The organism is Pseudonocardia sp. ICBG1293 (genome assembly GCF_020131355.1).
Classification (GTDB): domain Bacteria; phylum Actinomycetota; class Actinomycetes; order Mycobacteriales; family Pseudonocardiaceae; genus Pseudonocardia.
This window is the reverse complement of record NZ_JAHLEL010000044.1, coordinates 49,762-75,088: the sequence shown is the minus strand read 5'-3', so window position 1 is coordinate 75,088 and position 25,327 is coordinate 49,762. Positions and strand designations below refer to the sequence as shown.

At 74.6% G+C, this 25,327-nt stretch carries 20 protein-coding genes; 8 read left to right on the top strand and 12 right to left on the bottom strand.

All coding sequences use genetic code 11. The annotated features are described in order from the left end of the window. Positions 1-2 precede the first annotated feature (2 nt). Entirely contained in the window at positions 3-659 is a 657-nt protein-coding gene (locus KPF47_RS20345; RefSeq protein ID WP_224390316.1) for a TMEM175 family protein, read from the bottom strand. Positions 660-698: 39 nt separating this feature from the next. Here KPF47_RS20345 and KPF47_RS20340 point away from each other — a divergent pair, with 39 nt between their 5' ends. Then, on the top strand, positions 699-1,718 hold the full coding sequence (locus tag KPF47_RS20340; RefSeq protein ID WP_224390315.1) for an alcohol dehydrogenase catalytic domain-containing protein: 1,020 nt from the start codon (positions 699-701) through the stop codon (positions 1,716-1,718). Here KPF47_RS20340 and KPF47_RS20335 read toward each other — a convergent pair. Then, on the bottom strand, positions 1,703-1,951 hold the full coding sequence (locus KPF47_RS20335) for a hypothetical protein (RefSeq protein ID WP_224390314.1): 249 nt from the start codon (positions 1,949-1,951) through the stop codon (positions 1,703-1,705). The two genes, KPF47_RS20340 and KPF47_RS20335, sit on opposite strands and share 16 nt — an antisense overlap. A gap of 156 nt (positions 1,952-2,107) precedes the next feature. On the opposite strand from KPF47_RS20335, the gene KPF47_RS20330 reads away from it, so the two are divergent. Beyond that, entirely contained in the window at positions 2,108-3,415 is a 1,308-nt protein-coding gene (locus tag KPF47_RS20330; RefSeq protein ID WP_224390313.1) for an MFS transporter, read from the top strand. Positions 3,416-3,496: 81 nt separating this feature from the next. Here the strand turns inward: KPF47_RS20330 and KPF47_RS20325 are convergent, their stop codons facing one another. Next, positions 3,497-4,471 carry a threo-3-hydroxy-L-aspartate ammonia-lyase gene (locus KPF47_RS20325; RefSeq protein WP_224390312.1) on the bottom strand — a complete coding sequence of 325 codons (975 nt, stop codon included), beginning with the start codon at positions 4,469-4,471 and terminating at the stop codon, positions 3,497-3,499. A gap of 132 nt (positions 4,472-4,603) precedes the next feature. Here KPF47_RS20325 and KPF47_RS20320 point away from each other — a divergent pair, with 132 nt between their 5' ends. Then, positions 4,604-4,939, top strand: a complete 336-nt coding sequence (locus tag KPF47_RS20320) for a hypothetical protein (protein ID WP_224390311.1) — start codon at positions 4,604-4,606, stop codon at positions 4,937-4,939. 10 nt (positions 4,940-4,949) lie between these two features. Then, positions 4,950-5,771 carry a class F sortase gene (locus tag KPF47_RS20315; RefSeq protein ID WP_224390310.1) on the top strand — a complete coding sequence of 274 codons (822 nt, stop codon included), beginning with the start codon at positions 4,950-4,952 and terminating at the stop codon, positions 5,769-5,771. A 124-nt stretch (positions 5,772-5,895) separates the two neighbouring features. On the opposite strand, the gene KPF47_RS20310 is transcribed toward KPF47_RS20315, so the two are convergent. After that, the gene (locus tag KPF47_RS20310; protein WP_224390309.1) at positions 5,896-8,583 is read right to left on the bottom strand and encodes an ATP-dependent RNA helicase; all 2,688 of its coding nucleotides are present in this window, start codon (positions 8,581-8,583) and stop codon (positions 5,896-5,898) included. Between the two features lie 16 nt (positions 8,584-8,599). Further along, positions 8,600-8,740 (bottom strand): hypothetical protein, encoded by a 141-nt coding sequence (locus tag KPF47_RS20305; protein WP_224390308.1) that lies wholly within the window; start codon positions 8,738-8,740, stop codon positions 8,600-8,602. A 150-nt stretch (positions 8,741-8,890) separates the two neighbouring features. On the opposite strand from KPF47_RS20305, the gene KPF47_RS20300 reads away from it, so the two are divergent. Together KPF47_RS20300 and KPF47_RS20295 are read left to right on the top strand one after the other, a co-directional pair. Then, complete coding sequence (locus KPF47_RS20300; RefSeq protein ID WP_224390307.1) at positions 8,891-10,102, top strand: acyl-CoA dehydrogenase family protein; 1,212 nt, start codon at positions 8,891-8,893, stop codon at positions 10,100-10,102. Further along, the gene (locus tag KPF47_RS20295) at positions 10,095-11,261 is read left to right on the top strand and encodes an acyl-CoA dehydrogenase family protein (RefSeq protein WP_224390306.1); all 1,167 of its coding nucleotides are present in this window, start codon (positions 10,095-10,097) and stop codon (positions 11,259-11,261) included. The genes KPF47_RS20300 and KPF47_RS20295 overlap by 8 nt, the downstream gene beginning before the upstream one ends. A gap of 15 nt (positions 11,262-11,276) precedes the next feature. Here KPF47_RS20295 and KPF47_RS20290 read toward each other — a convergent pair whose 3' ends face one another. Next, a complete protein-coding gene (locus KPF47_RS20290) occupies positions 11,277-12,719 on the bottom strand; it encodes an alkaline phosphatase (protein WP_224390305.1) in 1,443 nt (480 codons plus the stop codon). A gap of 520 nt (positions 12,720-13,239) precedes the next feature. Between KPF47_RS20290 and KPF47_RS20285 the strand changes: the two genes are divergently transcribed. Further along, a complete protein-coding gene (locus KPF47_RS20285) occupies positions 13,240-15,933 on the top strand; it encodes a Pls/PosA family non-ribosomal peptide synthetase (protein WP_224390304.1) in 2,694 nt (897 codons plus the stop codon). Continuing rightward, positions 15,930-17,297 carry an AMP-binding protein gene (locus KPF47_RS20280; RefSeq protein WP_224390302.1) on the top strand — a complete coding sequence of 456 codons (1,368 nt, stop codon included), beginning with the start codon at positions 15,930-15,932 and terminating at the stop codon, positions 17,295-17,297. The genes KPF47_RS20285 and KPF47_RS20280 overlap by 4 nt, the downstream gene beginning before the upstream one ends. Positions 17,298-17,396: 99 nt before the next feature. Here KPF47_RS20280 and KPF47_RS20275 read toward each other — a convergent pair whose 3' ends face one another. The 6 genes from KPF47_RS20275 to KPF47_RS20250 all read right to left on the bottom strand — a co-directional run bounded on the left by KPF47_RS20275 (position 17,397) and on the right by KPF47_RS20250 (position 25,094). Next, positions 17,397-18,614: a site-specific integrase gene (locus KPF47_RS20275; RefSeq protein WP_224390301.1), complete on the bottom strand. Its 1,218-nt coding sequence runs from the start codon at positions 18,612-18,614 to the stop codon at positions 17,397-17,399. Further along, positions 18,614-18,826, bottom strand: coding sequence for a helix-turn-helix domain-containing protein (locus tag KPF47_RS20270; RefSeq protein WP_308015443.1), 213 nt, complete (start codon positions 18,824-18,826; stop codon positions 18,614-18,616). The genes KPF47_RS20275 and KPF47_RS20270 overlap by 1 nt, the downstream gene beginning before the upstream one ends. Then, positions 18,823-20,112, bottom strand: coding sequence for a DUF3631 domain-containing protein (locus tag KPF47_RS20265; protein WP_224390299.1), 1,290 nt, complete (start codon positions 20,110-20,112; stop codon positions 18,823-18,825). The genes KPF47_RS20270 and KPF47_RS20265 overlap by 4 nt, the downstream gene beginning before the upstream one ends. Next, positions 20,109-21,017 (bottom strand): bifunctional DNA primase/polymerase, encoded by a 909-nt coding sequence (locus KPF47_RS20260; protein ID WP_224390297.1) that lies wholly within the window; start codon positions 21,015-21,017, stop codon positions 20,109-20,111. The genes KPF47_RS20265 and KPF47_RS20260 overlap by 4 nt, the downstream gene beginning before the upstream one ends. 489 nt (positions 21,018-21,506) lie before the next feature. After that, the gene (locus KPF47_RS40275; RefSeq protein WP_224390295.1) at positions 21,507-23,861 is read right to left on the bottom strand and encodes an FtsK/SpoIIIE domain-containing protein; all 2,355 of its coding nucleotides are present in this window, start codon (positions 23,859-23,861) and stop codon (positions 21,507-21,509) included. A gap of 27 nt (positions 23,862-23,888) precedes the next feature. Next, the gene (locus tag KPF47_RS20250) at positions 23,889-25,094 is read right to left on the bottom strand and encodes a hypothetical protein (protein ID WP_224390293.1); all 1,206 of its coding nucleotides are present in this window, start codon (positions 25,092-25,094) and stop codon (positions 23,889-23,891) included. Between the last annotated feature and the right edge of the window lie 233 nt (positions 25,095-25,327).

Sequence of the window (25,327 nt, the reverse complement as noted above, 5' to 3'; positions counted from 1 at the left end):
GCTCACGTCGCCCGGGAGGGCTCCGGGCCCGTCCCGCCGAGCCGGTCCGCCGCGGCCGAGACCGGGATGGTGAGCAGCCAGGAGAGCATCGCCGCGGTGGGGCTCACCGGCGCGATCGCCAGCGACGGCAGGAACGACACCACCGGCGCCAGCCCGTCGAGCAGCGTGCGGCGGGCCTCCGCCGGGGTGACCTCGGGGCGGGTCAGCCGCCCGCCGACGGCGCCGTAGGCCCACATCGCGGCCGAGAACGAGCCGATCAGCACCAGGTTCGCGGCGTAGAGCACGACGGCGGCGGTGCTGTCGCCGTGCCCGCCCAGCAGCGAGGTGGGGAACGGCAGGAACGCGATGCCGCACAGGTAGCCCAGGTTGAGCGTCATCAGCCGGGCGTCGGCGCGGTCGAACCGGGCGAACAGCCGGTGGTGGACCGTCCAGTACCGGCCGATGACCGCGAAGCTCAGCAGGAACGTCGCCATCCGCGGCAGGAGCTCCAGCAGCTGCGGCCCGACCGGCCCCTCGCCGATCTCGGCGTCGGTCAGCGGCAGCACCAGCAGCGTGATCGCGATCGCGAACACCCCGTCGCTGAAGAACATGATCCGTTCCAGCCCGACCTGGATCCCTCGCCGCATCCGCTCCTCCTTGCCCCGTGCAACGGTCGTCATCGTGCCGCACCCCTCGCCCCGGCCCTACCCTGGTGCGCTGTGACGACGACCCGTCCCGTGCGCACGGTCCGCTTCCACGCCACGGGCGGCCCGGAGGTGCTGCGGGTCGAAGCGGTGCCGCTGCGCGACCCGGGGCCGGGGGAGGTGCGCATCCGGGTGCACGCGGTCGGGCTCAACCGCTCCGAGGTCAACTTCCGCCGCGGCACCTACCTCGAGGCCCCCGTGCTCCCCGCCGGCCTGGGCAGCGAGTGTTCGGGCACCGTCCTGGCGACCGGGCCCGGGGTGACGGGGTGGGCGCCCGGCGACGAGGTGTGCGTGATCCCGGCGTCGTCGCAGAACGAGCACCCGGTCTACGCCGACGAGGCGGTCGTGCCCGTCCGGTCGCTGCTGGCCCGCCCGCCCGGTCTCGACGACGACGGCGCCGCCGCGCTGTGGATGCCGCTGCTGACCGTGTGGGGCATGACCCGCCACGCCGTCCGGCTGCGGGAGGGGGACCGGCTCGTCGTCACGGCCGCGGCGAACAGCATCGGGGCCGCGGCGCTGCAGGTCGCGCGGCACCTCGGGGTGCGCGCCGTCGCCGTCGTCCCCGACGACCGGCACGCCGGTGCGCTCCGGGCGGCAGGTGCGGCGCAGGTGCTCACCGGCACGCCCGACGCGGACGAGCTGCGGGCGGCGCTGGGCGGCGGCGCCGACCTCGTCCTGGACGCCGAGGGCGGCCCCGGCGTCGCGCGCCTCGTGCGGGCCTGCGCCCCGGGCGGTGCGGTGATCGTCCACGGCGGGCTGTCGGGGGAGCCGACCCCGTTGCCCGCAGCCGGGTACGCGCCGGTGTGGCTGCGTCGCTTCCACGTCCGCGAGGTCACCGGTGACCCGGCGGTGCTGGCCCGGGCCGAGGCGTTCGCCCGCGCCGGGCTCGCCGCGGGCACGCTCGCGCCGCTGGTCGAGCGGGTCTTCGACCTCGACGACGGCGTCGCGGCCGTCGTCGCTGCACACGACCACCTGGAGTCACCGGACCGGGCGCCGGGCAAGCCGGTGCTGCGGACCGGTCAGCGGAACAGGTAGGCGCCCAGCAGGGCGTTCCCGACGCCGGCGATCAGGCCGAGGGCGCCGAGCGCGATCGCGACGACGGCGGTGCGCCCCGCGCCGCGGCGGCGTGCCGTGACACCCATCCACGTCGCGACCGCTCCACCGGCCCAGCCGAGCACGGCCACGAGCAGGGCGCCGATCGCGGCGAGCGCGCCCAGGAACGCGGCCTGCCGGGCGAGGCGGTCGGCGTCGACGGCGGTGTGCGGCACGGAGCCTCCTCCACGTCGGGACCCCGACCGTAGCGGGACATGGGGACGATCACGGTCGTTCGCATTGCTCATGACATGGATTGCGGGATGCAATGTTCAACAGGTCCGATACGTCCATGATCTCTCCGGGGTCCGTTCCCGGGGGAAGGCGATGACATGTCCCGAACATCCGGTGCAGCGCACGCCCCCAGCCCGTTCCGCCAGCCCAGGGCCGTGTGGGCGGTGGCCTTCGCCTGCGTCATCTCGTTCATGGGCATCGGGCTGGTCGACCCGATCCTGCCGTCGCTGTCCGGGCAGCTGCACGCCACGCACGCCGAGGTCGAGCTGCTGTTCACCAGCTACCTCGTCGTGACCGCGATCGCGATGCTGGTGACCGGCTGGGTGTCGTCCCGGATCGGCGCGAAGAGGACCCTCGTCATCGGCCTGGCGCTGATCGTGGTGTTCGCCGCGCTGGCCGGGGCGTCGTCGGGGATCTGGGGCATCGTCGGCTTCCGGGCCGGCTGGGGCCTGGGCAACGCGTTGTTCATCGCGACCTCGCTCGCGGTCATCGTCGGCTCGGCCTCGGGCGGGTTCGCCGGCGCGATCGTGCTCTACGAGACCGCGCTCGGCGTGGGCATCGCCACCGGCCCGCTGCTCGGCGGGCTGCTCGGCAACGTCTCCTGGCGGGGCCCGTTCTTCGGCGTCTCGGTGCTGATGCTGATCGCGCTCGTCGCGACCGTCGTGCTGCTGGAACCGACGCCGGTCCCGACCCACAAGGCACGGCTCTCCGAGCCGCTGGCCGCCCTGCGCCACCGCGCGCTCGCCACCACCAGCGGGGTCGGGCTGCTCTACAACTGGGGCTTCTTCACCCTGCTCGGCTACGCACCGTTCCTGATGGGCGGGCTCGACCCGATCTCGCTCGGTGCGGTGTTCTTCGGCTGGGGACTGCTGGTCGCGGCCTTCGCGGTGTTCGGCGCGCCCTGGCTCAAGGACCGCTTCGGCACCGCGCGCACCCTCTACGGCGCGCTCGTCGGCATCGCGGTGCTGCTCGCGGCCATCGGGCTGTTCGACGACGTGCCCGCCGTGGTGATCGTCGCGGTGGTCCTGTCCGGCATCGTGGTCGGCGTCAACAACACCCTGGTGACGACGGCGGTCATGTCCATCTCGCCGGTGCCCCGCCCGACCGCGTCGGCCACCTACGGGTTCGTCCGGTTCATCGGTGGCGGTCTCGCCCCGTTCGCCGCGGGCCTGATGGCCGCGGCCGTCGGCGCCTCGCTGCCGTTCCTGATCGCCGCGGTCGTCGTGCTGGTGGGGGTGGCCCTGCTGTCGACGATCCGCCGCGAACTCGACGCCGCCGACGCCGAGGCCGAGCAGCCCGGCCCGTCGCACGAGCGCGCCGACGCCGAGTCGGCCGTCCGGGAGGTGCCCGGTCTGCCGACCGAGGCCGTGATCGCCGAGGACGCGCTGCAGCACGACCGGCGCTGAGTCCCCCCGCCCCGCGCGGGCCCCGTCCGGACCGTCCGGACGGGGCCCCTCCGTGTCGTGCCGCCCGGGCCGGTGGCGCGGTCAGCCGGCGACGAGGGCGGCGAAGCGGTCCAGGTCGACGTTGCCGCCGGAGATCGTGACCCCGATCCGGGCGCCCGCCCACCGCGCCGGGTCCGCGGCGACCGCGGCCCGGACACCGGCGAACGCCAGCGCCCCGGTCGGCTCGACGAGCACCTTGTAGCGCGAGGCGAACAGAGCCATCGACGAGACCAGCGCGGCGTCCGGGACGGTGACGATGTCGGTGACGTGCTCGGCGATCACCGGGAACGTGTGGTCGCCGAGGTGGGTGGTGGCCGCGCCGTCGGCGAGCGTGCGGGGCTGCGGGATCCGTACGACGTGCCCGGCGCGCAGGGACTGCAGGCCGTCGTCCCCGGCCTCGGGCTCGACGCCGTACACCCGGGCGTCGGGGGACAGTGCCTGCGCCGCGAGGAGCGACCCGGACAGCAGACCGCCCCCGCCGAGGCAGACGAACAGCGCGTCGAGCGGGCCGTGGTCCTCCAGCAGCTCCAGCACCGCGGTGCCCTGCCCGGCGATGACGTGCGGGTGGTCGTAGGGCGGGACGAGGGTGAGCCCACGCTCCTCCGACAGCGTGGCCGCGATGGCCGCGCGGTCCTCGGCGTAGCGGTCGTAGCCGACGACCTCGGCGCCGTACCCGCGGGTGGCGGCGAGCTTCGAGGCCGGGGCGTCGTGCGGCATCACGATCGTCGCGGGGACCTCCAGCAGCTGTGCGGCCAGCGCCACGGCCTGGGCGTGGTTGCCCGAGGAGAACGCGACGACCCCCGCCCGCCGCTGTGCCGCGGACAGCCGGGACAGCGTGTGGAACGCCCCGCGGAACTTGAAGCTCCCGGTGCGCTGGAGGTTCTCCGCCTTCACGAACACCTGGGCGCCGAGCTCGGCGTCGGTGAGCCGGGAGGTGAGGACGGGGGTGCGGTGGGCGTGCCCGCGCAGGATCGCTGCGGCGGCACGGACGTCGTCGGGGGTGGGGAGAGCGTTCACCGGACCACCTTCCGCCGCCCGGCGGAGCCGGTTCAAGTCCGTTCGGATCCATTCACGATCGGGTGTAACGACCGACACGTCCGGATCGCTGCTACCTGCGTGGCTCCCCCACGTTCCCCGGAAGGCCCCCCGATGCGCCTCCGCTCCCTGTCCGCCGCCGTGCTCCTCGCGACCGCGACCGCGGCCGCCCTCCCGCTCGCCGGTACGGCCTTCGCCCAGGACCGCGACTGCAAGGACTTCGCCAGCCAGGCCGACGCCCAGGCGGCCCTGACCCCGGGTGACCCGGAGAACCTCGACGCGAACGACAACGGCGTGGCCTGCGAGGACCACGACTACGGCAGCGCGGCGTCCCCGGCCCCGGTCGAGGCCGGTGGCGGCCCGGCCGACGTCCTCCCGCTCGCACTCGGTGCCGTCGTCGCCGGTGGGGTCGGCGCGGTGCGGCGCGTCGCCGCCGGTCGCCGCGGCTGACGCCGGCCCCGTGCCCGGTCCCGTCCTCCCGCTGCCCGGACCCGCCGCACCGTCCGGTGCGCGGGCCGGGCGCGGCCCCGTGGCCGGGGACCGGGCCGGGCGCGGAACGGTGGCCGGGGACCGGGCCCGGCGCGGAACGGTGGCCGGGGACCGGGCCGGGACGGTGCGGCGCGGGAGGGACCGCGGGCGACGGGCGCGGCGACGGGCCGGTGCGCTGCGCCGGGTGACGCGGGTGCTGGCGCCGGTCGGTGTCCTCACCGCCGCGCTGCTGCTCGCCGACCCCGCGGGCGCACCCGAGCCCGGGGCGACGGCCGTCGCCGCTGTCCCGGTGCCCGCTCCGGCGCCCGCGCCGGGGGCGTTGCTGCCGCCGGGGCCCGCACCGCTGGTGCGGTCCGAGCCGGTCCGGCTGCTGGTCGACCGGCTCGGGCTCGACACCGTGCCCCGGCCGATGGGGCTGGCCGCGGACCGGTCGATGGAGGTCCCCGCGGATGCGGGCACCGTCGGCTGGTACACCGGCGCGCCGACCCCCGGCGAGGTCGGTCCCGCCGTGCTCACCGCGCACGTCGACTGGAAGGGGCTGCCCGGTGCCTTCGCCGACCTGGACACCCTGGAGCCCGGCGACGAGATCCGGGTCGACCGGGCCGACGGGACGTCGGTGGTGTTCGCCGTGCGCCGGGTGGGGCGCTTCCCCAAGGCGGAGTTCCCGACCGCCGAGGTCTACGGCGACCTCGACCACGCGGGCCTGCGACTGATCACCTGCGGCGGGGTGTTCGACCGGTCGGCCCGCAGCTACGTCGACAACGTCGTCGTGTTCGCCGACCAGGTCCGCTGAGCGGCCCGACCGTCCCGCGCGCGTCGAGATGCAGCCCAGCGGGCTGTGGAGATCCACAATTCCCGCTGAGCTGCATCTCGACGACCGGGCCGGCTGGACCGGGTCGCCGGGCGGGGCGCGGGGTTCATCTCCGGCGCCCGGTGCCCCGTCCCGGTGTCGCGGTCCGCGGGTCCTCGGGCCAGGCGTGCTTCGGGTAGCGCCCGCGGAGCTCGGCCCGGACCTGCGGGTAGGCGTTGTCCCAGAACGAGTCCAGGTCCGCGGTGACCGCGGTCGGACGCCCGGCGGGCGACAGCAGGTGCAGCACCACCGGCACCCGCCCGTCGGCGACGGCGGGGGAGCCGGTCCAGCCGAACACCTCCTGGACCTTCACCGGCAGGGCGGGCGCCGCGCCGGAGTAGTCGACCGCGATCCGGGACCCGGTGGGCACGGTCATCCGCTCCGGCGCCAGGTCGTCGATCCGGCCGGCGAGCCCCCCGACGTGCGCGGCGACGTGGCGGCGCAGCGCGGGCCCGGCGTCGACCCGGGCGAGGTCGGAACGTCGCCGGGCGGTGGCGAGCGGACCGGCCAGCCAGCCGGCGGGGTCGGCGGCCGCGTCGAGCAGCGCCTCCTCGGACACGTCCGGCCACGGTTCACCCAGCACCCGGTGCAGGAAGCCCAGCCGCTCGCGCAACGACACCGCCCCCGCCGTCCAGCGCAGCAGCCCGGTGCCCTCGGCCCGCAGCCCGGCGACCAGGGCCTCCCGGACGGCACCGGGGTCGGGGGAGCGGTCGGGCTTCTCCGACAGCACGATCGCGCCGAGCCGGTCGACGGTGCGGGCCCGGACGTCGCCGTCGCTCCACACCACCTCCGAGCCGGTGACCCGCAGCGGCGCGCCGGCCCGCAGCGCGGTCGCGGCGTCGGTGGGCGCCGCGAGGCGGACCCGACCGTGGGTCTGCCCGGGCCGCCGGTCGGCGACGGCGACGGCGAGCCACCCGGCGTCGCGCAGCGGGCCGGGCGGGACCTCGACCGCGGTGCCGCCGGCCATCAGGAACACCCCGGTCGCGGTGTCGCGGCGCCGGGCGAGCCGTTCCGGGTGGGCGAGCCCGGTGACCAGCGCGACGAGCTCGGCGCCCGCAGCCCCCTCGGCGCGATCGGTCCGTCCCCGGGCCCGCGCCGGTGTCCCGGCGGCAGCGCCGGAGCGGTGCCCCGTGTCCGGCGACCCCGTGTCCGGCGAGCCCGTGTCCGGCGACCCCGTGTCCGGCGACCCGGTGCCCGGCGACCCCGTGTCCGGCGGGGCGGCGGCCGCGGGGGACGAGGTGGCCGCGGGTGTGGCAGCGCGGGCGCGGCGCAGGGCGCCGGTGAGCCGGTCCCGGTCCCCCCGCCACCGCCGGGCGCCGGGGGCGTCACCGGAACGCAGCCGGGCCAGCGCGGCGGTCAGGTCGTCGGCGGGACCGGCCAGGGTGTCGTCGTCGAGGACCGCGACGATCCCGGCGACCTCGCGCGGGTCCCCACCGGCGGCGACCCCGTCGAGCAGGGCCCTGGCCAGCCGCGGGTGCAGGCCCAGTGCGGAGATCCGCCGTCCCCGGTCGGTGACCGCGCCGCCGGCGTCGATCGCGCCGAGCGCCCCCAGCACGGAGCGTCCGGCGGCCAGCGGACCCGGCGGCGGAGCGTCCCACCAGCGCAGACCGGTGCCGTCCGGGGTGCCCCACACGGCCAGGTCGAGCGCGAGCGCGGTGAGGTCGGCGGTGCGGATCTCCGGATCCGGGGCGTCGGCGAGACCCTCGCCCTCGGGCCAGCACCGGTAGGCGACGCCGGGCGCCTCCCGCCCGGCCCGTCCCGCGCGCTGGGTCGCGACCGCCCGCGAGACGCGCCGGGTGACCAGGCCGGACAACCCGCGCCGGTGGTCGGTGTGCGGGACCCGGACCAGTCCGGAGTCGACGACGGCCCGGACCCCGGGCACGGTCAGGCTGGACTCGGCGACGGCGGTCGCGAGCACGATCCGCCGCCGCGGGCCCTCGCGCAGCGCGGCGTCCTGCTCGGCGGCGGGGAGCCTGCCGTGCAGCGCCAGGACGTCGGCGTCGGGCCCCAGCTCGCGCAGCGCGGACGCGGTCCGCCCGATCTCGGCCACACCCGGGAGGAAGGCCAGCACACTGCCGTGCTCGAGCGCCCGCAGGCAGGTGCGGGCGACGGTGTGCTCGATCCGTTCGGTCCCGCCGCGTCCGGCCCGGGCCGGCGGGACGTGGGTGACGGTGACGTCGTGGCTGCGGGCCGCGACCTCCAGCACCGGAGCGGGGTCGTCGTCGCCGCCCAGCAGCGCGGCCGGCCGGGCCGCGGCGAGGGTGGCGGAGGTGGCGAGCAGCCGCAGGTCGGGGCGCAGGCCGTCGCGGGCGTCGAGCAGCAGGGTGAGCAGCAGGTCGGCGTCGAGCTGGCGTTCGTGCACCTCGTCGAGGACGACGGTGGACACCCCGGCCAGCTCCGGGTCCCCGGCGAGGCGGCGCAGCAGCAGCCCCGAGGTGACGACCTCGACGCGGGTGCCGGGGCCGGTGCGGGCGTCACCGCGGACGCGGTAGCCCACCGGGCCGCCGACCTCGGTCCCCAGCAGCGACGACATCCGGGCCGCGGCGGCACGGGCGGCGACCCGGCGCGGCTCGGCGACCAGCACCGTCCCCTCCGGGGCCGGGCCGGACCCGTCGAGCCCGGCCAGGGCGAGCGGGACCAGGGTGGTCTTGCCGGTGCCGGGCGGCGCGACGAGCACGGCGCCGCCGCGGGCGTCCAGCGCCGTGCGCAGCTCGTCGAGGACGGCGCGGACCGGCAGGTCGGGGAGCGGAGGCATCACCCCCGAGTATGGGTCAGGCCAGGCCGCTGTAGGACAGCACCATGATCACGGCGACCGCGGCGGCCAGCCCGGCGGTGATCAGCAGCAGGACCCAGCCGGGCAGCGCGGCCTCGTCGAGGACGGGGGCCGTGGGGCGGTGCGTGGTGGCGGGCATCGGTGCTCCTGCGGTTCGGGCTGCGTCGGACGGACGAACCTGATGTCGCGTACGGACCAGGAACCGTTAACCGTGGTCCCCGAAACTGATGACGGCTAGGTTCGGGAGCGACGTCGACGACGACCGTCAGGCCCACCTTCCGGAGGTGCGATGAGCTCGCCCACCACCACCCGACCGGCATCCGACGCGGCCCGGGTGGCGCAGGCCGCCCGCGAGGTGGTCGAGGCCCACGACCCGCGGTCGGTGCCGCGCGAGGAGCTGTTCGGCGCCCTCTACGACGCCGGTCTGGCCTGGGTGCACCACCCCGAGGGCCTCGGCGGGCTCGGCCTGTCCCGCGGGCTGCAGTCGGTGGTCGACCAGGTCGTCACCGACGCCGGCGGCGAGCGGATGTTCGCGGTCAACCCGATCGGCTACGGGATGGGCGCGCCGACCGTCGTCGAGTACGGCCCGGACCGCGAGCAGGTCGCGGCCTGGCTGCGTCCGATGGCCACCGGCGAGGAGATCTGGTGCCAGTTGTTCAGCGAGCCCGGCGCCGGCTCCGACGTCGCCGGCCTGGCCACCTCCGCGGTCCGCGACGGCGACGAGTGGGTCGTCAACGGGCAGAAGGTCTGGACGACCCTGGCCCACGTCGCGCGGTGGGGGATGCTCGTCGCGCGCACCGATCCCGAACAGCCCAAGCACCGCGGGCTGACCTACTTCGTGATCGACATGACCCAGCCGGGCGTGGACGTGCGCCCGCTGCGCCAGATGACCGGGCAGGCCGAGTTCAACGAGGTCCACCTGCACGACGCCCGCGTCCTCGACGCGCACCGGCTCGGTGAGGTCGGCGCCGGCTGGAAGGTCGCGATCACCACCCTGATGAACGAGCGCACCGCCATCGGCGGGGTCAGCGGACGGCGCGGCAGCGGTGTCATCGGTGAGGCGCTCGGCCTGTGGCGGGCCCACCCCGACCGGCACACCCCCGTGCTGCGCGACCGGCTCGCGGCACTGTGGACACGCTCGGAGACCCACCGCCTCACCCTGGCCCGCGCGCGGCGCACTTCGAGCGCCGGCCAGCCCGGGCCGGAGGGGTCGGTGTCCAAGCTCGTCGGCGCCGAGCTGAACCAGGACGTCTACGAATTCTGCATGGAGCTGCTCGGCCCGGACGCGCTGCTCTACGACGACTGGACGATGGACCGCGCACGGGTGCACACGGACCCGAACTCCACGGTGCAGCAGCGTTTCCTGCGCTCGCGCGCGAACACCATCGAGGGCGGTACCTCCGAGGTCATGCGCAACATCCTCGGCGAACGCGTGCTGGGCCTGCCCGGCGAGCCCCGGTCGGACTCCGACCGCCCCTGGAAGGAGGTCCCCCGTGGCTGAGCAGGAGCTCCGCGAGTTCGACGTCACCGACGAGCAGCGTGCGCTGCGCGCGGCCCTGCACCGCTTCGCCGAACGCCAGCACGACGAGGCCACCCTGCGCCGTCTCGTCGGCTCCGAGGAGGGCTTCGACCGGACGCTGTGGCGCAGGCTGGGCACCGAGCTGGGCGCGCTGTCCCTCGCCGTCCCGGAGGATCTCGGTGGCGCCGGCGGGACCTGTGTGGACCAGGCCGTCGCGGCCGAGGAGCTGGGTGCGGCGCTGGTGACCGGGCCGTTGCTCGGCACCGTCGCGCTGGCCGTCCCGGCCCTGGTCGCGGCCCCGGCCGGCGCCGACCGCGACCCGCTGCTCGCCGCGCTGGCCGAGGGCTCGCGCACCGCCGCCCTCGTCGCCCGGCTCACCGCGCCCTACGACGGTGCCTCGGCGGCCGGGGTCACGGCCGACGGTCACCGTCTCACGGGCACGGTCGACCACGTCCCGGACGCGGGCTCCGCGGACGTGCTGCTCGTCGCGGCCGCCGGCGCCGACGGCCCGGTGCTGGCCGCGGTGGACGCCGGCGCCACCGGGGTGCGCGTCGAGCGGCGCGGCTCGTTCGACCTCACCCGCCCGGTCGCCCGGGTCGTCCTCGACGGAGCCGACGCGACGGTGCTGGCCACCGGCGCGGACGCCGACGACGCCCTGCGGCACGCGTTCCGTACCGCGGGGGCGCTGCTGGCCGCCGAACAGGCGGGCATCGCCCGGCGGCTGCTGGACCTGACCGTCGCCTACGCGAAGGAGCGGCTGCAGTTCGGCAGGCCCATCGGGTCGTTCCAGGCCGTCAAACACCGATGTGCGGACATGCTCGTCGCCGTCGAGCAGGCCAGGACCGCGGCGCAGCACGCGGCCTGGGCGGTCGACGACCCGCGGGTCGACGACGCCGACCTCGCGGTGGCGATCGCCCAGGCCACCTGCTCGGAGACGGCCTACCGGGTCGCCGCCGACACCGTGCAGCTGCACGGCGGGATCGGGTTCACCTGGGAGCACGTCGCGCACCTGTACTACAAGCGCGCCGTCGCCGACGCGGCCCTGCTCGGGTCGGCGCAGGCCCACCGCGAGCGGATCGCCGCGCTGGTGCTCGACACCCTCGGCGACGACGTCCGCGAGCCGCGGGTGGCGACCGGCTGAACGGCCGGGGCCGGGTCAGACCTTGTTCAGGCCCGGCTCCCGGTCCGGCACCACGAACGACGCCGCCGTACGCACCGTGGCGCCGGGCTCGCTGACCCGGGACACGGTGCGGAAGTCCGCACGCATCTGCGCGGGCGTGAAGGTCGCCAGCACGTAGCCGCGCCGGTCGAGCGACCACACCGAGCTGCCGCTCCCACCGGACTTCGCGTCGCCGTCGCCGTCGCCGCCGGAGGTCACCGAGGTGGTGACGAGCTCGGTGCCGGCGACCGTGTCGTCGTCGCCGGGGATCTCGTTGGCGTGGTGCACGTGCTCGTCCCCGGTGAGGACGACGGCATTGCGCACCCCCGCCTCGGTCCAGCCCCGCACCACCCGTTCCCGGGAGCCGGTGAACTCGCCCCAGGTGCCGGACTTGCCGCCGCGGCGCGGGGCGAAGAACACCTGCTGGGCCAGTACGTCCCAGCCGGCGGCCGAGCCCTGCAGGCCACGCAGCAGCCAGCGCTCCTGGTCGGCGCCGAGCATCGAACCCCGCGTGCGGTACTGACGGGTGTCCAGGACGTGGAAGGTCGCCAGCGAGCCCCAGGACAGCCGCCGGTAGAGCTGGATGTCCGGGCCGTCGGGCACCGAGGCACGGCGCAGCGGCATGTGCTCGTAGTAGGCCTGGGCCGCGGCCCGGCGCCGGTCGGACGTCGCACCGTCCCAGTCGTTGACCACCTCGTGGTCGTCCCACACGACCACCCACGGGGCGACGGCGTGCGCGGCCCGCAGGTCCTCGTCGGACCGCTGGTGGGCGTGCGTACGGCGGTACCCGGCGAGGTTCTTCGGCTCCGGCGGGCCCGGGTCGCGGACCTCGCCGCGGTCGGTCTCGTAGAAGTAGTCGCCCAGGTGCAGGACGAGGTCGGGGGCGTCGGCGGCCATCCCGCGGTAGGCGGTGAAGTGGCCGGCCCCGAACTTCGCGCAGGACGCCGTCGCGATGGTCAGCGAGGCGGCGGCGGCACCCACGGCCGGCGCCGTCCGGGTGCGCGCCACGGGGGACAGGTGCCCGCCGGTGCGGAACCGGTAGAAGTACTCGCGCCCGGGGGCGAGCCCGGTGGGCTCGGCGTGCACGCTGTGCGCGAGCGCGCGGGTGGCGGTCTCGGTGCCGCGCGCGGCGATGCGGGTGAAGCGTTCGTCCTCGGCGACCTCCCACTCGACCTCGACGGCCCGGTCGGGCATGCCGCCGCGGCCGTCCTCGGCCTCGGGCTCGGGGGCCAGGCGCGTCCAGAGGACCATGCCGTCCGCGGACGGGTCGCCCGAGGCGACGCCGAGGGTGAACGGGTCGGGCGTCGTCGCCTGGCGCAGGGCACCTGCGAACCAGCGGGGCACGGCGGCGGGCTCGCCGCCGGGCGTGGCCGGCACCAGACCGGCGGCCGCGGCCCCGAGGGTGCCGAGCAGCACGCTGCGGCGTGGCAGTGCGGTCACACGTCCTCCTGTGCGCGGGTCCGGCGGAACCGTCCATGCTCCGCCCCGGCACACCGGACGGCGGGGTGCACGCGCCGGGGCCGGTGTCGCCGGACGAGTGAATCACAGCACGTGGTCGGGCACGGGGACTCCGGCGGAACCGGCGGGGTGCACGTCAGGGCCCCGCGACGCGCCCGCACCGACGTGGGAAACAGTGAGCTGCATCACATTCGACTCCTCGTCGAACCACTGCCGGTCCCGTCCCGAAAACAGTGCACCGGGTGCGCACCGCTCTGCGCCCCGCGACCGCGACGGCCGCGACGTCGCGGCCGGAACCGTGCCCCGCTCCGGAAACGGTGAATACCGGACGTCCGGCGATCAATAAAAATGACTATGTAACGCGTCGGAAATGGTCGACGATTCTGCCCGTACACGTCCGTACTGCCGGGGGATGACGATGGTGTCGAAAGACGGGGTGATGACGGCCGGGCCTGTGCGCGAGCAGGAATCGCGCACCGTGTCCGAGTCGGAACGCGCTGTCGTGATCGCGTTCACGGCGATCCTCACGGAACTGTTCGACGCCCCCGTGTGTCCGGACGACCACTTCTTCGTCGACGCCGGCGCCGACTCCATGGTCCTCGCCCGTTTCTGCGCGAGGGTCCGGCAGCGTCCCGACCTGCCGCACGTCGCGATGACCGACGTGTACGCCCATCCGACCGTCGCCGGCCTGGCCGCGGCACTCGCCGGATCTCCCGCGCTCCCCGGGCGCACCGTCGACGAGGTCCGCGAGGGCTACCGGGCGATCCTGGCCGAGCTGGTCGGCTCGGACGTCGGGGCCGACGCCGACGTGTTCGCCGACCTGGGCGCCGACTCGATGACGATGACCCGGTTCTGCGCCCGGGTCCGCCGTCGCGACGACCTCCCGGACGTCGCGATGACCGACGTCTACGCCCACCCCACCGCCGCGGGTCTGGCCGTCGCGCTCGCCGGGGACACCGGGACCGCGACGGCCGGGGCGCCGCCCGCGCAGCCGGTCCCGACCGGCTCGACCCGTGCCTACGTGCTGTGCGGCGCGGCGCAGCTGGTCACCTTCGTCGTGTTCACCCTCGCCTACGGCACGCTGCTCGGCGCGGCCTACCAGTGGATCGCCCTCGGGACCGGGCTGCTCGCCTTCTACCTGCGCTCGCTGGCCGCGGTGGCGGTGGCCTTCGCGGTGTTCGCGGTGCTCCCGATCGTCGCGAAGTGGCTGCTCGTCGGACGCTGGACCGAACGCGAGATCCCGTTGTGGAGCGCGTCCTACTACCGGTTCTGGCTGGCCAGGACCCTGGTCCGGACCAACCCGCTGCTGCTGGTCGCCGCGGGCTCGCCGCTCCTGCCGCTCTACCTGCGCCTGCTCGGCGCCCGGATCGGGCCCGGCGTGGTCATGCTGGCGCGCACCATCCCGGCCTGCCCGGACCTGCTCACCGTCGGTGCGCACACCGTGCTGCGCAAGGACTCCATCCTGTCCTGCTACCGCGCCGAGCCGGGCGTCATCCGGACCGGGCGGGTCACGATCGGGTCCCGGGTGGTCGTCGGAGAGGCGTCGGTGATCGACATCGGCGCCGAGATCGGCGACGACGCCCGGCTCGCGCACGCGTCCTCGCTGCACACCGGCCAGGTCGTCCCGGCCGGGCAGACCTGGTGGGGCACGCCGGCCCGCCGCGGTGGTGGCGACCCCGGGGCCGGGGTGTCCGCCCCGGTCGGCCGGGGCAGGCGGGCCGGCTACGCGGCCGGGCAGCTCGGCTGGCTGCTGCTGGTCTGGCTGCCCCTGGGGACCGGGGTGGCCGACGCGGTGCTCGAGCGGATCCCGACCGCGGCCGCGGTGCTGTCGGCCGGCACCGCGGAGCTGCTGTCCTGGCAGATGTGGGTCGACGCCGCCGCCACCACCACGGTCCTGCTCCTCGGGGGCATGGTCATCGGGCTGTTCGGCGCCGCCGTGGTCGCGCGGGTCCTGTCGGCCGGGCTGACCGAGGGGCGCCCGTACCCGCTCTACGGTCTGCGATACACGTTGCAGCGCACCGTGTTACGCATCACGAACATCCGATTCTTCACGTATCTGTTCGGGGACAGCTCCTACATCGTCGGCTATCTGCGGATCATCGGTCACGATCTCCGGCGCACACCGCAGACGGGAACGAATTTCGGTACCGCGGTGAAGCAGGAGACGCCGTTCGCGAGTTCGATCGGAACCGGCACGATGGTCGCGGACGGTCTGTCCATCGTGAACGTCGACTATTCGGACACCGCATTCGTCGTGAACCGGACCCGGATCGGGTCGAACTCGTTCCTGGGCAACAGGATCGTCTACACCTCGGGCTCCCGGGCCGGCGACGACTGCCTGATCGCCACCAAGACCCTCGTGCCGACCGACGGCCCGCTGCGGACCGGGGGCGGGCTGCTCGGCTCACCGCCGTTCGAGATCCCGCGCACCGTCGCACGGGACGCGACGTTCGGGCACCTGCACACCGGGCTGGACCTGCACGACCGGCTGCGCGCCAAGAACCGCTACAACCGCCGCTCGATCGCACTGGCCCTGGCGGTCCGATGGGGCGCCCTGTTCGGGATCACGCTGCTCTCGCTCGTCGTCGCCGCGCTGATCGTGCCGCTCGGCCCGGTCGCGCTCGGGGTGCAGATGCTGGTGTCGCTGCTGTTCACGATGGCGTACTCGATCGCGGTCGAGCGGCTCGCCGTCGCCGGCCGCCGCCGGCTGCGCCCGCGCTTCTGCTCGGTCTACGACCCGTACTTCTGGTGGCACGAGCGCTACTGGAAGCTCGTCGTGCAGGGCTGGGACCGGATGCTCGCCGGCACGCCGTTCAAGAACCTCGTCACCCGGGCGCTCGGCGTGCAGATCGGGCGCCGCGTCTTCGACGACGGCTGCGCCATGACCGACCGCACGCTCGTGCGCATCGGCGACGACGTCGTCCTCAACGCGGGTGCGGTCCTGCAGTGCCACTCCCAGGAGGACGGCACGTTCAAGTCCGACCACATCACCGTCGGCACCGGCGCCTGCCTCGACGTCGGCGCCTTCGTCCACTACGGAGCCGTCGTCGGCGACGCCGCCCGGATCGGCTGCGACGCCTTCCTCATGAAGGGCGAGGACGTCCCGGCCGGAGCCCTCTGGGAGGGCAACCCGGCCCGCGCCACGCCCCGGCCCGCCCCCGTGGCCCCCCTGCCGAACGGAGAGACCGCACGATGACCGGCACGCTCGCCGACCCCACCACCTCCACCGCCCGCGCGTACTGGACCCGGGTCCTGCTGACCGGCGGCGCCACCCCGGCCCCGTCCTGGACGACCACGCCCCGGCCCGGTACCGCCGTGCACACCGAGCCGATCCCCCGCGACGCCCTCACCGCCGTCGCCGCGGTGACCGGCGTCGAGCCGGGCGCGGTGCTGCTCGCCGCGCACGCCGCCGTCCTCGCGGCCCTGTCCGGGGACACCGAGGTGACCGCCGGGGTGGCGGCCCACCCGGGGGCGGCCCCGCTCCCGGTGTGCCTCGACACCGCCCGCAGCTGGTCGGCCCTGGTGACCGCGGCCGCCGACGCCCTGGCCGGGCTGCACGCCCATCCCGACCCCGACCTCGCGGGGCTCGCGGCGGAGCTCGGCACCGCGGTCCCGTCGTTCGGGACCGTGCTCGACCCGGGTACCGACCTGCGCGGCACCGAGATCGCCCCCGGCGCGCTCGGCCGCACCGGCGACCGCGGCCCGGACACCGGGGCCGGCACCGGTGACGAGCCGGGCGAGGCCGGTCTGCACGTGTCGGTGGCCGGGTCGACCCTGCGCCTGACCCACCGCCTCGACCGGCTCGACGCCGGTGCCGCCGCCCGGATCGCGGGCTACCACGCCCCCGCCGTGGCGCTCGCCGCCGCCGACCCCGACGCGCCCGTCCGGCCGTCGGCGCTGGTGGGGCCGGACGAGCGCGGGGCCCAGCTCGGCGACCTCGCAGGCCGTCCCCGGGTCCTGCCCGACCGTCGCCCGCACGAGCTGCTCGCCGAGCGCGCCGCCGCGGCCCCCGACGAGGTCGTCGCCGAGCACGCGGGCGCCACCCTCACCCGCGCCGAGCTGGAGGACCGCGCCGCCCGCGTCGCGCAGAGCCTGCTCGACGCCGGGCTCGCCCGCGAGGACGTCGTCGCCGTGGTCTGCGACCGCGACCTCGACTGGATGGTGGCGGTGCTCGCCGTCCTGCGGGCCGGCGGCGCCTACCTGCCGGTCGAGCCGCACTTCCCGGCCGAGCGGATCGCCCGCACGCTGACCCGCGCCGGCTGCCGGATGGCCCTGACCACCGACGCCACCCGCGCCCACCTCGACGAGGCCGGCGTCGCGGGGACGGTGCTGACCGTCCCGGACGCGGTCGCCGCCGCCACCGGCCCCGCGCCGGCCGTCGACGTCCCGGCCGACGGCCTCGCCTACCTCTACTTCACCTCCGGCTCCACCGGTGAGCCGAAGGGGGCGATGTGCGAGCACGCCGGGATGCTCAACCACCTGCTCGCCAAGATCGAGGACCTGGAGCTGGAGCCGGGCTGCGTGGTCGCCCAGACCGCGCCGCAGTGCTACGACGTCTGACAGAGCATGGCGCCTGACCTGCTAAAATAGGGTCAGGCGCCATGATCAGGCCGTCACCAGGCCGTCTAGGGTCCAGACGACCGGCCCGTTCTCCCCCGGCTACTCCGGGGAGAACGGGCCGTCGTCGTTCCCGGCCGCTAGGACGGCGTCCACCGCCCGCCTGGTCCGTGCGGCGGACGACGGCATCAGATGGGTGTACGTCCGCAGCGTGAAGCCGGGGTCGGCGTGGCCCAGATACTCGGACAACGCCTTGATGGACTCCCCACCGTCGAGCAGGACGGACGCGTAGAAGTGGCGCAGCGCGTGGAACCCGTCAGAACGCTTCGGCTCGGCGATACCTGACGCCCGTAGAGCCGGTTTCCATACGTGATGATTAAACGAGTTCCGATTGCACGGACCACGCTCCCTGGTCCAGGTGAGAAGTGGAACGGTCACCGCATCACCATCGAGAGATCGCCACGGCAACGTCATAGAAAGCGGTGGATACTTCGCGATATGCACTCGAAAGGCGGTCGCGACACTTTCCGGTAGTGGCACCTCACGCTCCTTCCCGTGCTTCGGCGGGGCAAAAACGAACCGGCCACCGACGAGCTTGACCTGTCGAGCCACTCGTAGAACGTCACCTCGAACATCGTCGAGCCCGACACCGAATGCCTCTCCCTGTCGAAGCCCACATCCGGCCCCGAACGCGAGAGCCAGTCGATACCTCTCCCCCAGGCTTGCTCGCACACCCACGACGCCTTCCGGCGTCCACGGAGCGATCTTCGGATACTCCCCCCTCGGCCGCGTCACCGAACGAGCCGCGCATGGATTGCGACGGAGTCGCTCGTCGTCGACCGCGGCGGTGAAGACCGCCGAGACGTTCGCGAAGATGGTCCGCCGGTAGGTCTCGGCCAAGCCGCGTTGCTGGAGCTTTCGCCCCCAGCTCTGCACCGCGGCCGGACCGATCGCGCGCAACTCGACGTCACCGAAGTACGGGTAGACGTGCACGCGCAATCGCGTCTCCACGCCCGCCCGCGTCGACTCGTCAAATGTCTGCGCCGACAGCCATTGATCCGCGAACTTGCGAAAAGAGATTCGACCGGCAGTCGGATCGAGGTAGGTGCCCTTGTTCTTGTCGCTTTCCATCTCGTGCAAGAAGGCTTCGGCAGCTCCCTTCTGCCTGTCGGGGAATGACTTAGATTTCTCCGCACCATTCGGATCGAGGTACCGAACCTTGTAGCGCAGACCGACTCCGTAGAGCTTCGTCCGTTCGCGAACCGGGCGACCAATATCGCTGATGCCGTCTCGCCACCAACGGTCCTGAATGTGACCCATCAGGCCGCCCCCTTACAGTCGACAAACCATTCACGAACCGCGGTGGGGTCGTACCGAAGGTGGCGCCCGAGTCGACGGCAAGGCGGGCCGGTGCGCTTCCGTCGCCACTGATAGAGCGTTTGCACCGGGATGCCCAGGTACTGCGCCACGTCGTCAGGCGTCCACAACGGCTCGATCGTCGCCCGCGTCCTCGACGCGTCCGGGCCGCTCACCGGTCACCCACGACGCGCAGCTGAGGCGGGTTACCCGTCCCATCCGTACCAACGTCGTTTTCGCTGGTCAGGCCTGGTACGGGTCGGTGGGGTGGTACGGGTCGTTCCGTACCAGGGTTTCTATCCGTACCGCTGTGACCTGGGGATTCGAGGTTGGTACGGATGGGACGGGTCCCCCTGGCGTCCTGGTCGGGGGCGGGGTCGAGCAGGTGCGGGGTGTAGCGGGACCAGGGGTCGAGGAAGTCGGCGCGGTGGTAGCCCTTGGCCTGTCCCTCGGTGAACCGGATGGTGGCGGAGCGGATGCCGTATTCGACGAGCAGGACGCCGAGTCGGCGGGCGGTGAGTCCGGCGGGCCCGTACTCGCCCCAGGGGGCCTCGGTGTCCTCGCGCAGGCGCCGCAGCAGCAGGGCGGTGGGGATGGCGGTGGCGTCGGCGAACGCCTTGTGGGCGTCGAGCAGGAGCCGGACGCGGTCGCTGGCCTGGTCGGTCGCGGCCTCGTCGGCCTCGGCCTGGAGCGCGAGTACGGCGTCGTGGGCGCGGGCGGGCCAGTGCCCACCGGCGTGCTCGGCGACGACGAACAGGGGTTCCCAGGTGTCGGCGGCCCGGTCCTCGACGGGCATGGCGGGCTCGGCGGTCTCCAGGACGGTGAGGTTGGCGCGCAGCCATGTGTTGAGTTCGGCGGCCAGGGCTCGGAGGGCGGGTCGGTCGCGGCGGTGGCGGTAGGGGTCGACGGTCTCGCCGGGGGCGCGGCGGCGCATCCGGACGATGACGGCGCGGTCCTCGATGGTGTCGGGCATGAGCCCGATCCCGGCCAGGGCGGCTATCGCGAAGGTCGGGATGGACTGGACCTGGTTGGTGGCGACGTCGTAGCGCTTGGCGGGGCGGTTGCGCTGGTGTCCGGCGTTGAGCAGCCCGCGCAGGTCCTCGTTGCCGTCGGCTTTGGGTCCGAAGATGGTGTCGGCTTCGTCGACGAGCAGGGTGGGCGGGTCGTCGGTGACCGACCGGTACACCGCGGCCGGGCTGGAGTTGACGGTGATGAACGGGGCCCAGCACAGGGCCTCGACGACGTCGAGCAGGCGTGACTTGCCGCAGCGCTTCTCCGGGGCCCGGATCACCAGCCGTGGGGCGTGGGCCCAGGCGGGTTGGGCATGGGTCGCGGCGATCCACAGCACGATCCCGACCACCGCAGCGGGCGAGGGCAGGGAGACGTAGCGCAGGACTGCGGCTTCGACGCGGTCGAGCAGGTCCGCTCCGTCGATGGTCTCGGGGGTCTCGTTGGCGCTCATGCCGTCCGCCGCCCTTCGGTGGTGGTGCTCGACAGGGCGGGGAGTCGGCGGGGTCGGCGGGCGCCGTAGCCGAGCCCGGAGGCGATGGTGGCGGCGATGTCGCCGTGCGTGCAGTCGCACGGCCCGTCCACGATGTGGTCGGCCGCAGCGGTCAGGTCGGCGGCGGCCTGGTGCTCGTCCAGCACTCCCGCGCCGACGAGCTGCCCCAGGGCGCGGGCGGCGGTGAACACCGCGGCGTTGTGGCCCCCGCGCCCGGCCCCAGCGACGCGCTGCAGCTCGGCCCGGACGATCGCGGCCACGTAGGCGCTGTGGTCCCGCGGCGTCGTGCAGGGGCTCACACGAGGCCCTGAGACGGCCGCAGAGCCACGAACCGACAGGTGCCAGCCCAACCACCCCGGCAAGGGTGGCGGGTCGGTGTCGTCGGCGAGTTCGTAGACACCGTTGGGGAGGCGGCTGCCGGGGGCGAGGACCTGCCCGCCGTGCCCGCGACTGTCGAGCATCGGTCCCAACGTGCGGGCGGTGTTGCCGAGCCGGACGGTCGGGGCGCGGAAGTACAGGTGCCGCCCACCGGACGGCGTGGTGACGGTCCAGGTGTCGGGCAGCCCGCCGCGTCCGGCGGCCAGGGCGGTGAGGACGTCGTGCCCGTCGCGGGTCTGGTCGGTGTCGGTCGGCTTGGGGGTGTCGCAGTCGATGACGTAGAGCCGGGAGGGGCCGCAGGCGATCCCGGCGTTGTGGTGGGGGTGGGTGGTGAAGTAGTCCACGATGGTCTCCGGGTTGGTGGTGGCGCGGGACTCCCACGCGGGGATGGCGGGTTGCTTGCGGGCGGGTAGGACCGGGAACAGCGCCCAGCCGCGGGCGGCGAGGTCGAGCCACCCCGCCAGCCGGGCCCGGTCGGCGGCGTTCACCGCTGGCCCCCGTCGCGCCGGGTGCGGCGGGTGCGGGGGCGGTGCTGGTGGTGGAACCCGCCGGGGCCCGGCGGGTCGATCGAGGTCGTGCGGCGGGTCAGGTTGTGGGTGACCGGGCCGACGACGATGGCGAACGACCAGCGGCCGGACTGGGTGACCGTGGCCCGCAGGGGCCGAGTCGGAACGTCTTGCGGGCGCGGAACCTCATCGCGAACCTCCGTGAACGTGACTGTGGTGACGGCCGTGGTGGTGACTCTGTGTGAACATTGCTGCTCCTGTTTTCGGCATGGGTGTGGCCGGGGAGGGAGGCACCGGGTGGTGCCTCGATCCCGGGATGGGTGCTGTTTGCGCTGGTCGCGCGGGGTGGGTCCCTCGGGTCCCTCAACCCGTGTCGTTGCTGATCAGGCCGGGGAGGGAGTGGGCAGGGACCCGGTCAGGGAGAACTCCCTGCCTCCCTGACCGGTCCCCGGGTTCCCGGGGCCGGACCCCTCACCCCAGAGCGTCACCATCAGTGACCGGCTCGGTGTCGCCGTCGGTGGCGCGGTCGTTGATGGCCTCGGTGATCCGGGCGGCGGCGACCTGCATGGTGCCGCCGGTCTTGTAGGGCTTGGCGCCGTCGGGCAGCTCCTCGGCCAGGCGCTCGAAGGTCCAGGACCCGTAGTGGGCGCGGTCCAGCGCGGCCAGCAGCGCGAGCGTTTCCTGGGTGCGCATCCGCTTCGCCCCGGCCTCGGCCAGGACCTGGGCGAGGTCGTCGAGCAGGTCCCGCCCGGCGACCGGCTCCGGCGTCTGGGCCCCGGCGGTGGTGAGTCCGGCGTCGGCGCGGATACCGAGTGCGCGCTTCACGACGGGGGTGACGTCGTCGACGCCGTTGCCGCGGGCGACGTAGAAGCAGCGCATCAACCCGTCGGCCGGGGTGAACCCACTGGTCATCGCAGTACCGAGGTCCCCCATGTCCACCGACCCGTCGGAGTCCACGGTCATCGGGCGCAGCGTGGTCGCGGAGATTCCGGCGCGGTGCTTGCCGGTGCCCAGGATCGCGTCGTTGCCCTGGTGGTCGGCGATGGCGAAGCACGCCCGGTTCGACAGCACCTTCGCGACCTTGCGCGGCAGGCTGTCCGCGGACGGGACGGGAGTGGCGAAGATCAGCGTGACCCCGTACTTACGGGCCTTCGCGACGATCTTCTCGACCAGCTCCGCGGCCTCCTCACCGACGGAGGAGACGAACAGTTCCTGGCACTCGTCGATCACCACCACCCGCGGCCGCATCGTCGGGTCGGCCTCGGCCAGGGCCCGGGTCAGCTTCGGCTCACCCGCAGCCTGCAACTTCCGGCCCCGCTCGGACAGCTCCGACATCAGGGCCTTGAGCGCGTCCAGCACGGTGGGGATCTGCTCCGGGTCGTCGGACACGAACAACGTGCGCAGGCGCGGCTTGAGGGGGTCGTAGTCGGCGTTGACGGCCATGCAGTACACGTCGACTTCGACCAGCGGGTCCAGGATCGCGCCGAGCAACGCGGTGATGATCAGGGTCGACTTGCCCGACCCCATCATCCCGGCCACACCCCAGTTCGCCGCGAACAACCGACCGAGCACGAGCTTCCCGCGAGGGTCCACGCCGACCGGCACACCGCGGAAGTAATCCGCCGTCCCCTCGGACAGGAGAGGCCAGGGGGCGACGGGCTTGGTCAGCGAGCCCTGGTCGGCGGTCCACAGGTCCATCACCCCGGGCTTGTCGCGGGGCTCGGTGGGCCACACCTCGACCGGCAGGCGCAGCAGGTTGTGCGCCAGGACCGGCTTGTTGTTGTTGATCATCTCCACGGTGACGCCCTCGGGCAGCAACAGTTGGCAGTGCCAGCCCTTCCCGTCATGGGTCGGCGGCATCACCCAGCGCGGCGCCCAGCCCTCCCGGAACTTCCTGTTGAGGGCCGGGATGTTCATGTTCCGCAGCGCGTTGATCACGGCCCGCTCGTCGGGGATCACGTCGCGGCGGGACTCCTCCGGCTCGCCCGGGGCGACCCACGCGGGCAGCTCACAGCGTGACCGGCCCAGGTGCCACAACAGCACGATCCCGGCGGCGGTGGCGGCGAGCAGCAGGGTGGCGCCGTAGACGGCGAGGAACCACGACACCCACATCACCAGATCGACCACCGCGATCAGCGGGGCGATGACCATCGTGATGTCGCGGTGGCCGAACGCGAGCAGGATCCCGAGCCCGAGCAGCAGCCCAAGCACGCCCAGGACTCCCGCCCCGAGGGCGCGCAGCAGGTCCGGCGGGGACCGGACCCAGTCCATGACCTGGCTGTGGCGGCGCTGCTTCTCCGCGACGTCACGGGCCTCCCACTCCAAGAGCCCTTCCTGATCCCCCGCCAGCTCGGCGCGGCGCATCTGGCGCTCATACCGCGAGGCGCCGTGGGCGTCGCGCCAGTACCCGTAGGCAACCCCCGCGCCGAGCAGCGGGTACCAGAGGTTGCGCACCCCGCCCTTGGCCACCGCCTTCGTCCTCGGGTGCACCACCACCGCGCGCGAGACGCTGTAGGCGCGGGCCGGGGCCTGTCGAGCCACCCGCACCAGCGCCGTCCCGGGGCGCGCCTCCACAGTCCCAGCGGGCACCTGGTCGGTAGCGGGGTCGTCGACGATCTCGCCCGCCACGACCAGCGGCTCGGCCTCGTCGACGGGTCCGTCGGTGGGCGGGATGTCGGATGGTGGGGTGCGGTGCGGGCGTGGCGGCGGGCGCCGCCCGTGCTCACCGGGTGCGGTGGCCGGCCGGACGGCCGGGCCCTCGATCGTCTCGGTGTCGTGCCCGGTGTGGTGTCCGGTGTGGTCAGTGTCGTGCGGGTTGTGGTTCACGGGTCGATTCCCCTCGATCATCACAGGTCAGGACTGGTTGGTTCGGTGCTCGTCACGCAGCGCCCGCGCCCTGGCAGGGGCGCAGCGCAGGCCGGTGCGGATCGACTCCGCCGACGACGGATCGACCTCCCCCGCCGCCACCGCAGCGGCCAGCTCGGCGCGCAGGACATCCATCGAGCGGGCCCGCGGGCGGGTCGCCTTCCGCGGGCGTCGGCGGCCGTGCCCGCCGTCACGGCCCCCGGCCGGGCGGTCCAGCGTCGCGACACCGTGACCGTCCGGCCGGTCGTCGTCGCGCTGGTCCCCGGTCCCTCCCACGAGGTCGTCAGCGGACGGGACCGGGACGCTCGACAGGCCCGGGGTCTGCTCGGCCAGCCACGCCGACACCTCCGCAGCCAGGTCCCCGCTGTCGTCGTCGACAGCCAGCCCCGGGGTGGTGTGCGGGGCCAGATGGGCACGACCGAGCCGGTCACGACGCACCCGGTAGACGCCGGGGGCGTGGACCAGGCGGGCGTCGCCGTCGGTGTCGATCTCGGCGACCGCGGCCCGTAACGCCGCCCGCCGAGCCGCGCGCAGCTTGCGCTCGGCGGCCCGGACCGTGCCCGCCCGGCGGGCCGGGCGGGCTCCGGCGGTCACCAACTGGTGGGCGATCACCCCGGCCACCGACACCACACCCATCACCAGCCCGGTGCTCACGCCGCCGTCGAGACCGTGGGCGACGTTCAGCCCCGCCGCCACCGCCGCGAACGCCCACACCCCGACCTGCAACGCCCACAACGGAGCGCCCGGGTGCGTGCGGCGCCGCGACTGCACCGCCAGGGCGAACGCCCACATCCCCAGCTCCGACAGCACCGGCAGCACCGCGCCGGTCCAGGACCCGTAGACGGCGATGCCGTAGGCGGCCATCGCCGGGACCGCCATCACCGCCGACGCCACCGCCAGGGGGTAGATGAGCAGGTCGACCCGGTGCCGAGCTGCCCACGCCCCGACCGCCTCCCGCCGGGCCACCGCCCGCTTCCGACGCTCAGCCCGGGCCCGGCGGATCTGCTCGACCCGCGCCGCCCGCGCGGCCTGGTCCCGGGTGGTCTGCTCGGTGCGGCGCCGCTCGGCGATCTCCGCCCGCACCGCCTCCGCATGCAACGCCCGCTCCGCAGCGGCGTCGGCGTCACGACGCGCCAGCTCCGCCGCCGCCGCACGGTCATCACGCCGACGCTCCGCCCACGTGCCGGTGCTCATCGGACGGCCGCCTTCATGCACCGCGGCCGCGAGCACACATCACCCATGCCCGACCGCACCCGGCAGCCGCAGGACCGGCAGTGCACCGGCCCCGCCGCCTCCTCGGTGTGACGGCCCCGCCGGTGGTGACGACGGTGCTCCGCCGCTGCCAGCTCGTTCGCGACCACCGACCGGCCCGCCCAGGCACCACCCTTGGCCGTACTCGACAACCAACCCATCGCCCTACCCCGCTC

What these genes read in the sequence shown, in the direction of transcription:
- KPF47_RS20305 (WP_224390308.1), bottom strand. Translation starts at nt 8,740, where the DNA reads ATGCCCGCCACCACGCACCGCCCCACGGCCCCCGTCCTCGACGAGGCC.
- KPF47_RS20345 (WP_224390316.1), bottom strand. Translation starts at nt 659, where the DNA reads ATGACGACCGTTGCACGGGGCAAGGAGGAGCGGATGCGGCGAGGGATC.
- KPF47_RS20310 (WP_224390309.1), bottom strand. Translation starts at nt 8,583, where the DNA reads ATGCCTCCGCTCCCCGACCTGCCGGTCCGCGCCGTCCTCGACGAGCTG.
- KPF47_RS20250 (WP_224390293.1), bottom strand. Translation starts at nt 25,094, where the DNA reads ATGAGCACCGGCACGTGGGCGGAGCGTCGGCGTGATGACCGTGCGGCG.
- KPF47_RS20280 (WP_224390302.1), top strand. Translation starts at nt 15,930, where the DNA reads ATGACCGGCACGCTCGCCGACCCCACCACCTCCACCGCCCGCGCGTAC.
- KPF47_RS20330 (WP_224390313.1), top strand. Translation starts at nt 2,108, where the DNA reads ATGTCCCGAACATCCGGTGCAGCGCACGCCCCCAGCCCGTTCCGCCAG.
- KPF47_RS20320 (WP_224390311.1), top strand. Translation starts at nt 4,604, where the DNA reads ATGCGCCTCCGCTCCCTGTCCGCCGCCGTGCTCCTCGCGACCGCGACC.
- KPF47_RS20300 (WP_224390307.1), top strand. Translation starts at nt 8,891, where the DNA reads ATGAGCTCGCCCACCACCACCCGACCGGCATCCGACGCGGCCCGGGTG.
- KPF47_RS20265 (WP_224390299.1), bottom strand. Translation starts at nt 20,112, where the DNA reads ATGAGCGCCAACGAGACCCCCGAGACCATCGACGGAGCGGACCTGCTC.
- KPF47_RS20275 (WP_224390301.1), bottom strand. Translation starts at nt 18,614, where the DNA reads ATGGGTCACATTCAGGACCGTTGGTGGCGAGACGGCATCAGCGATATT.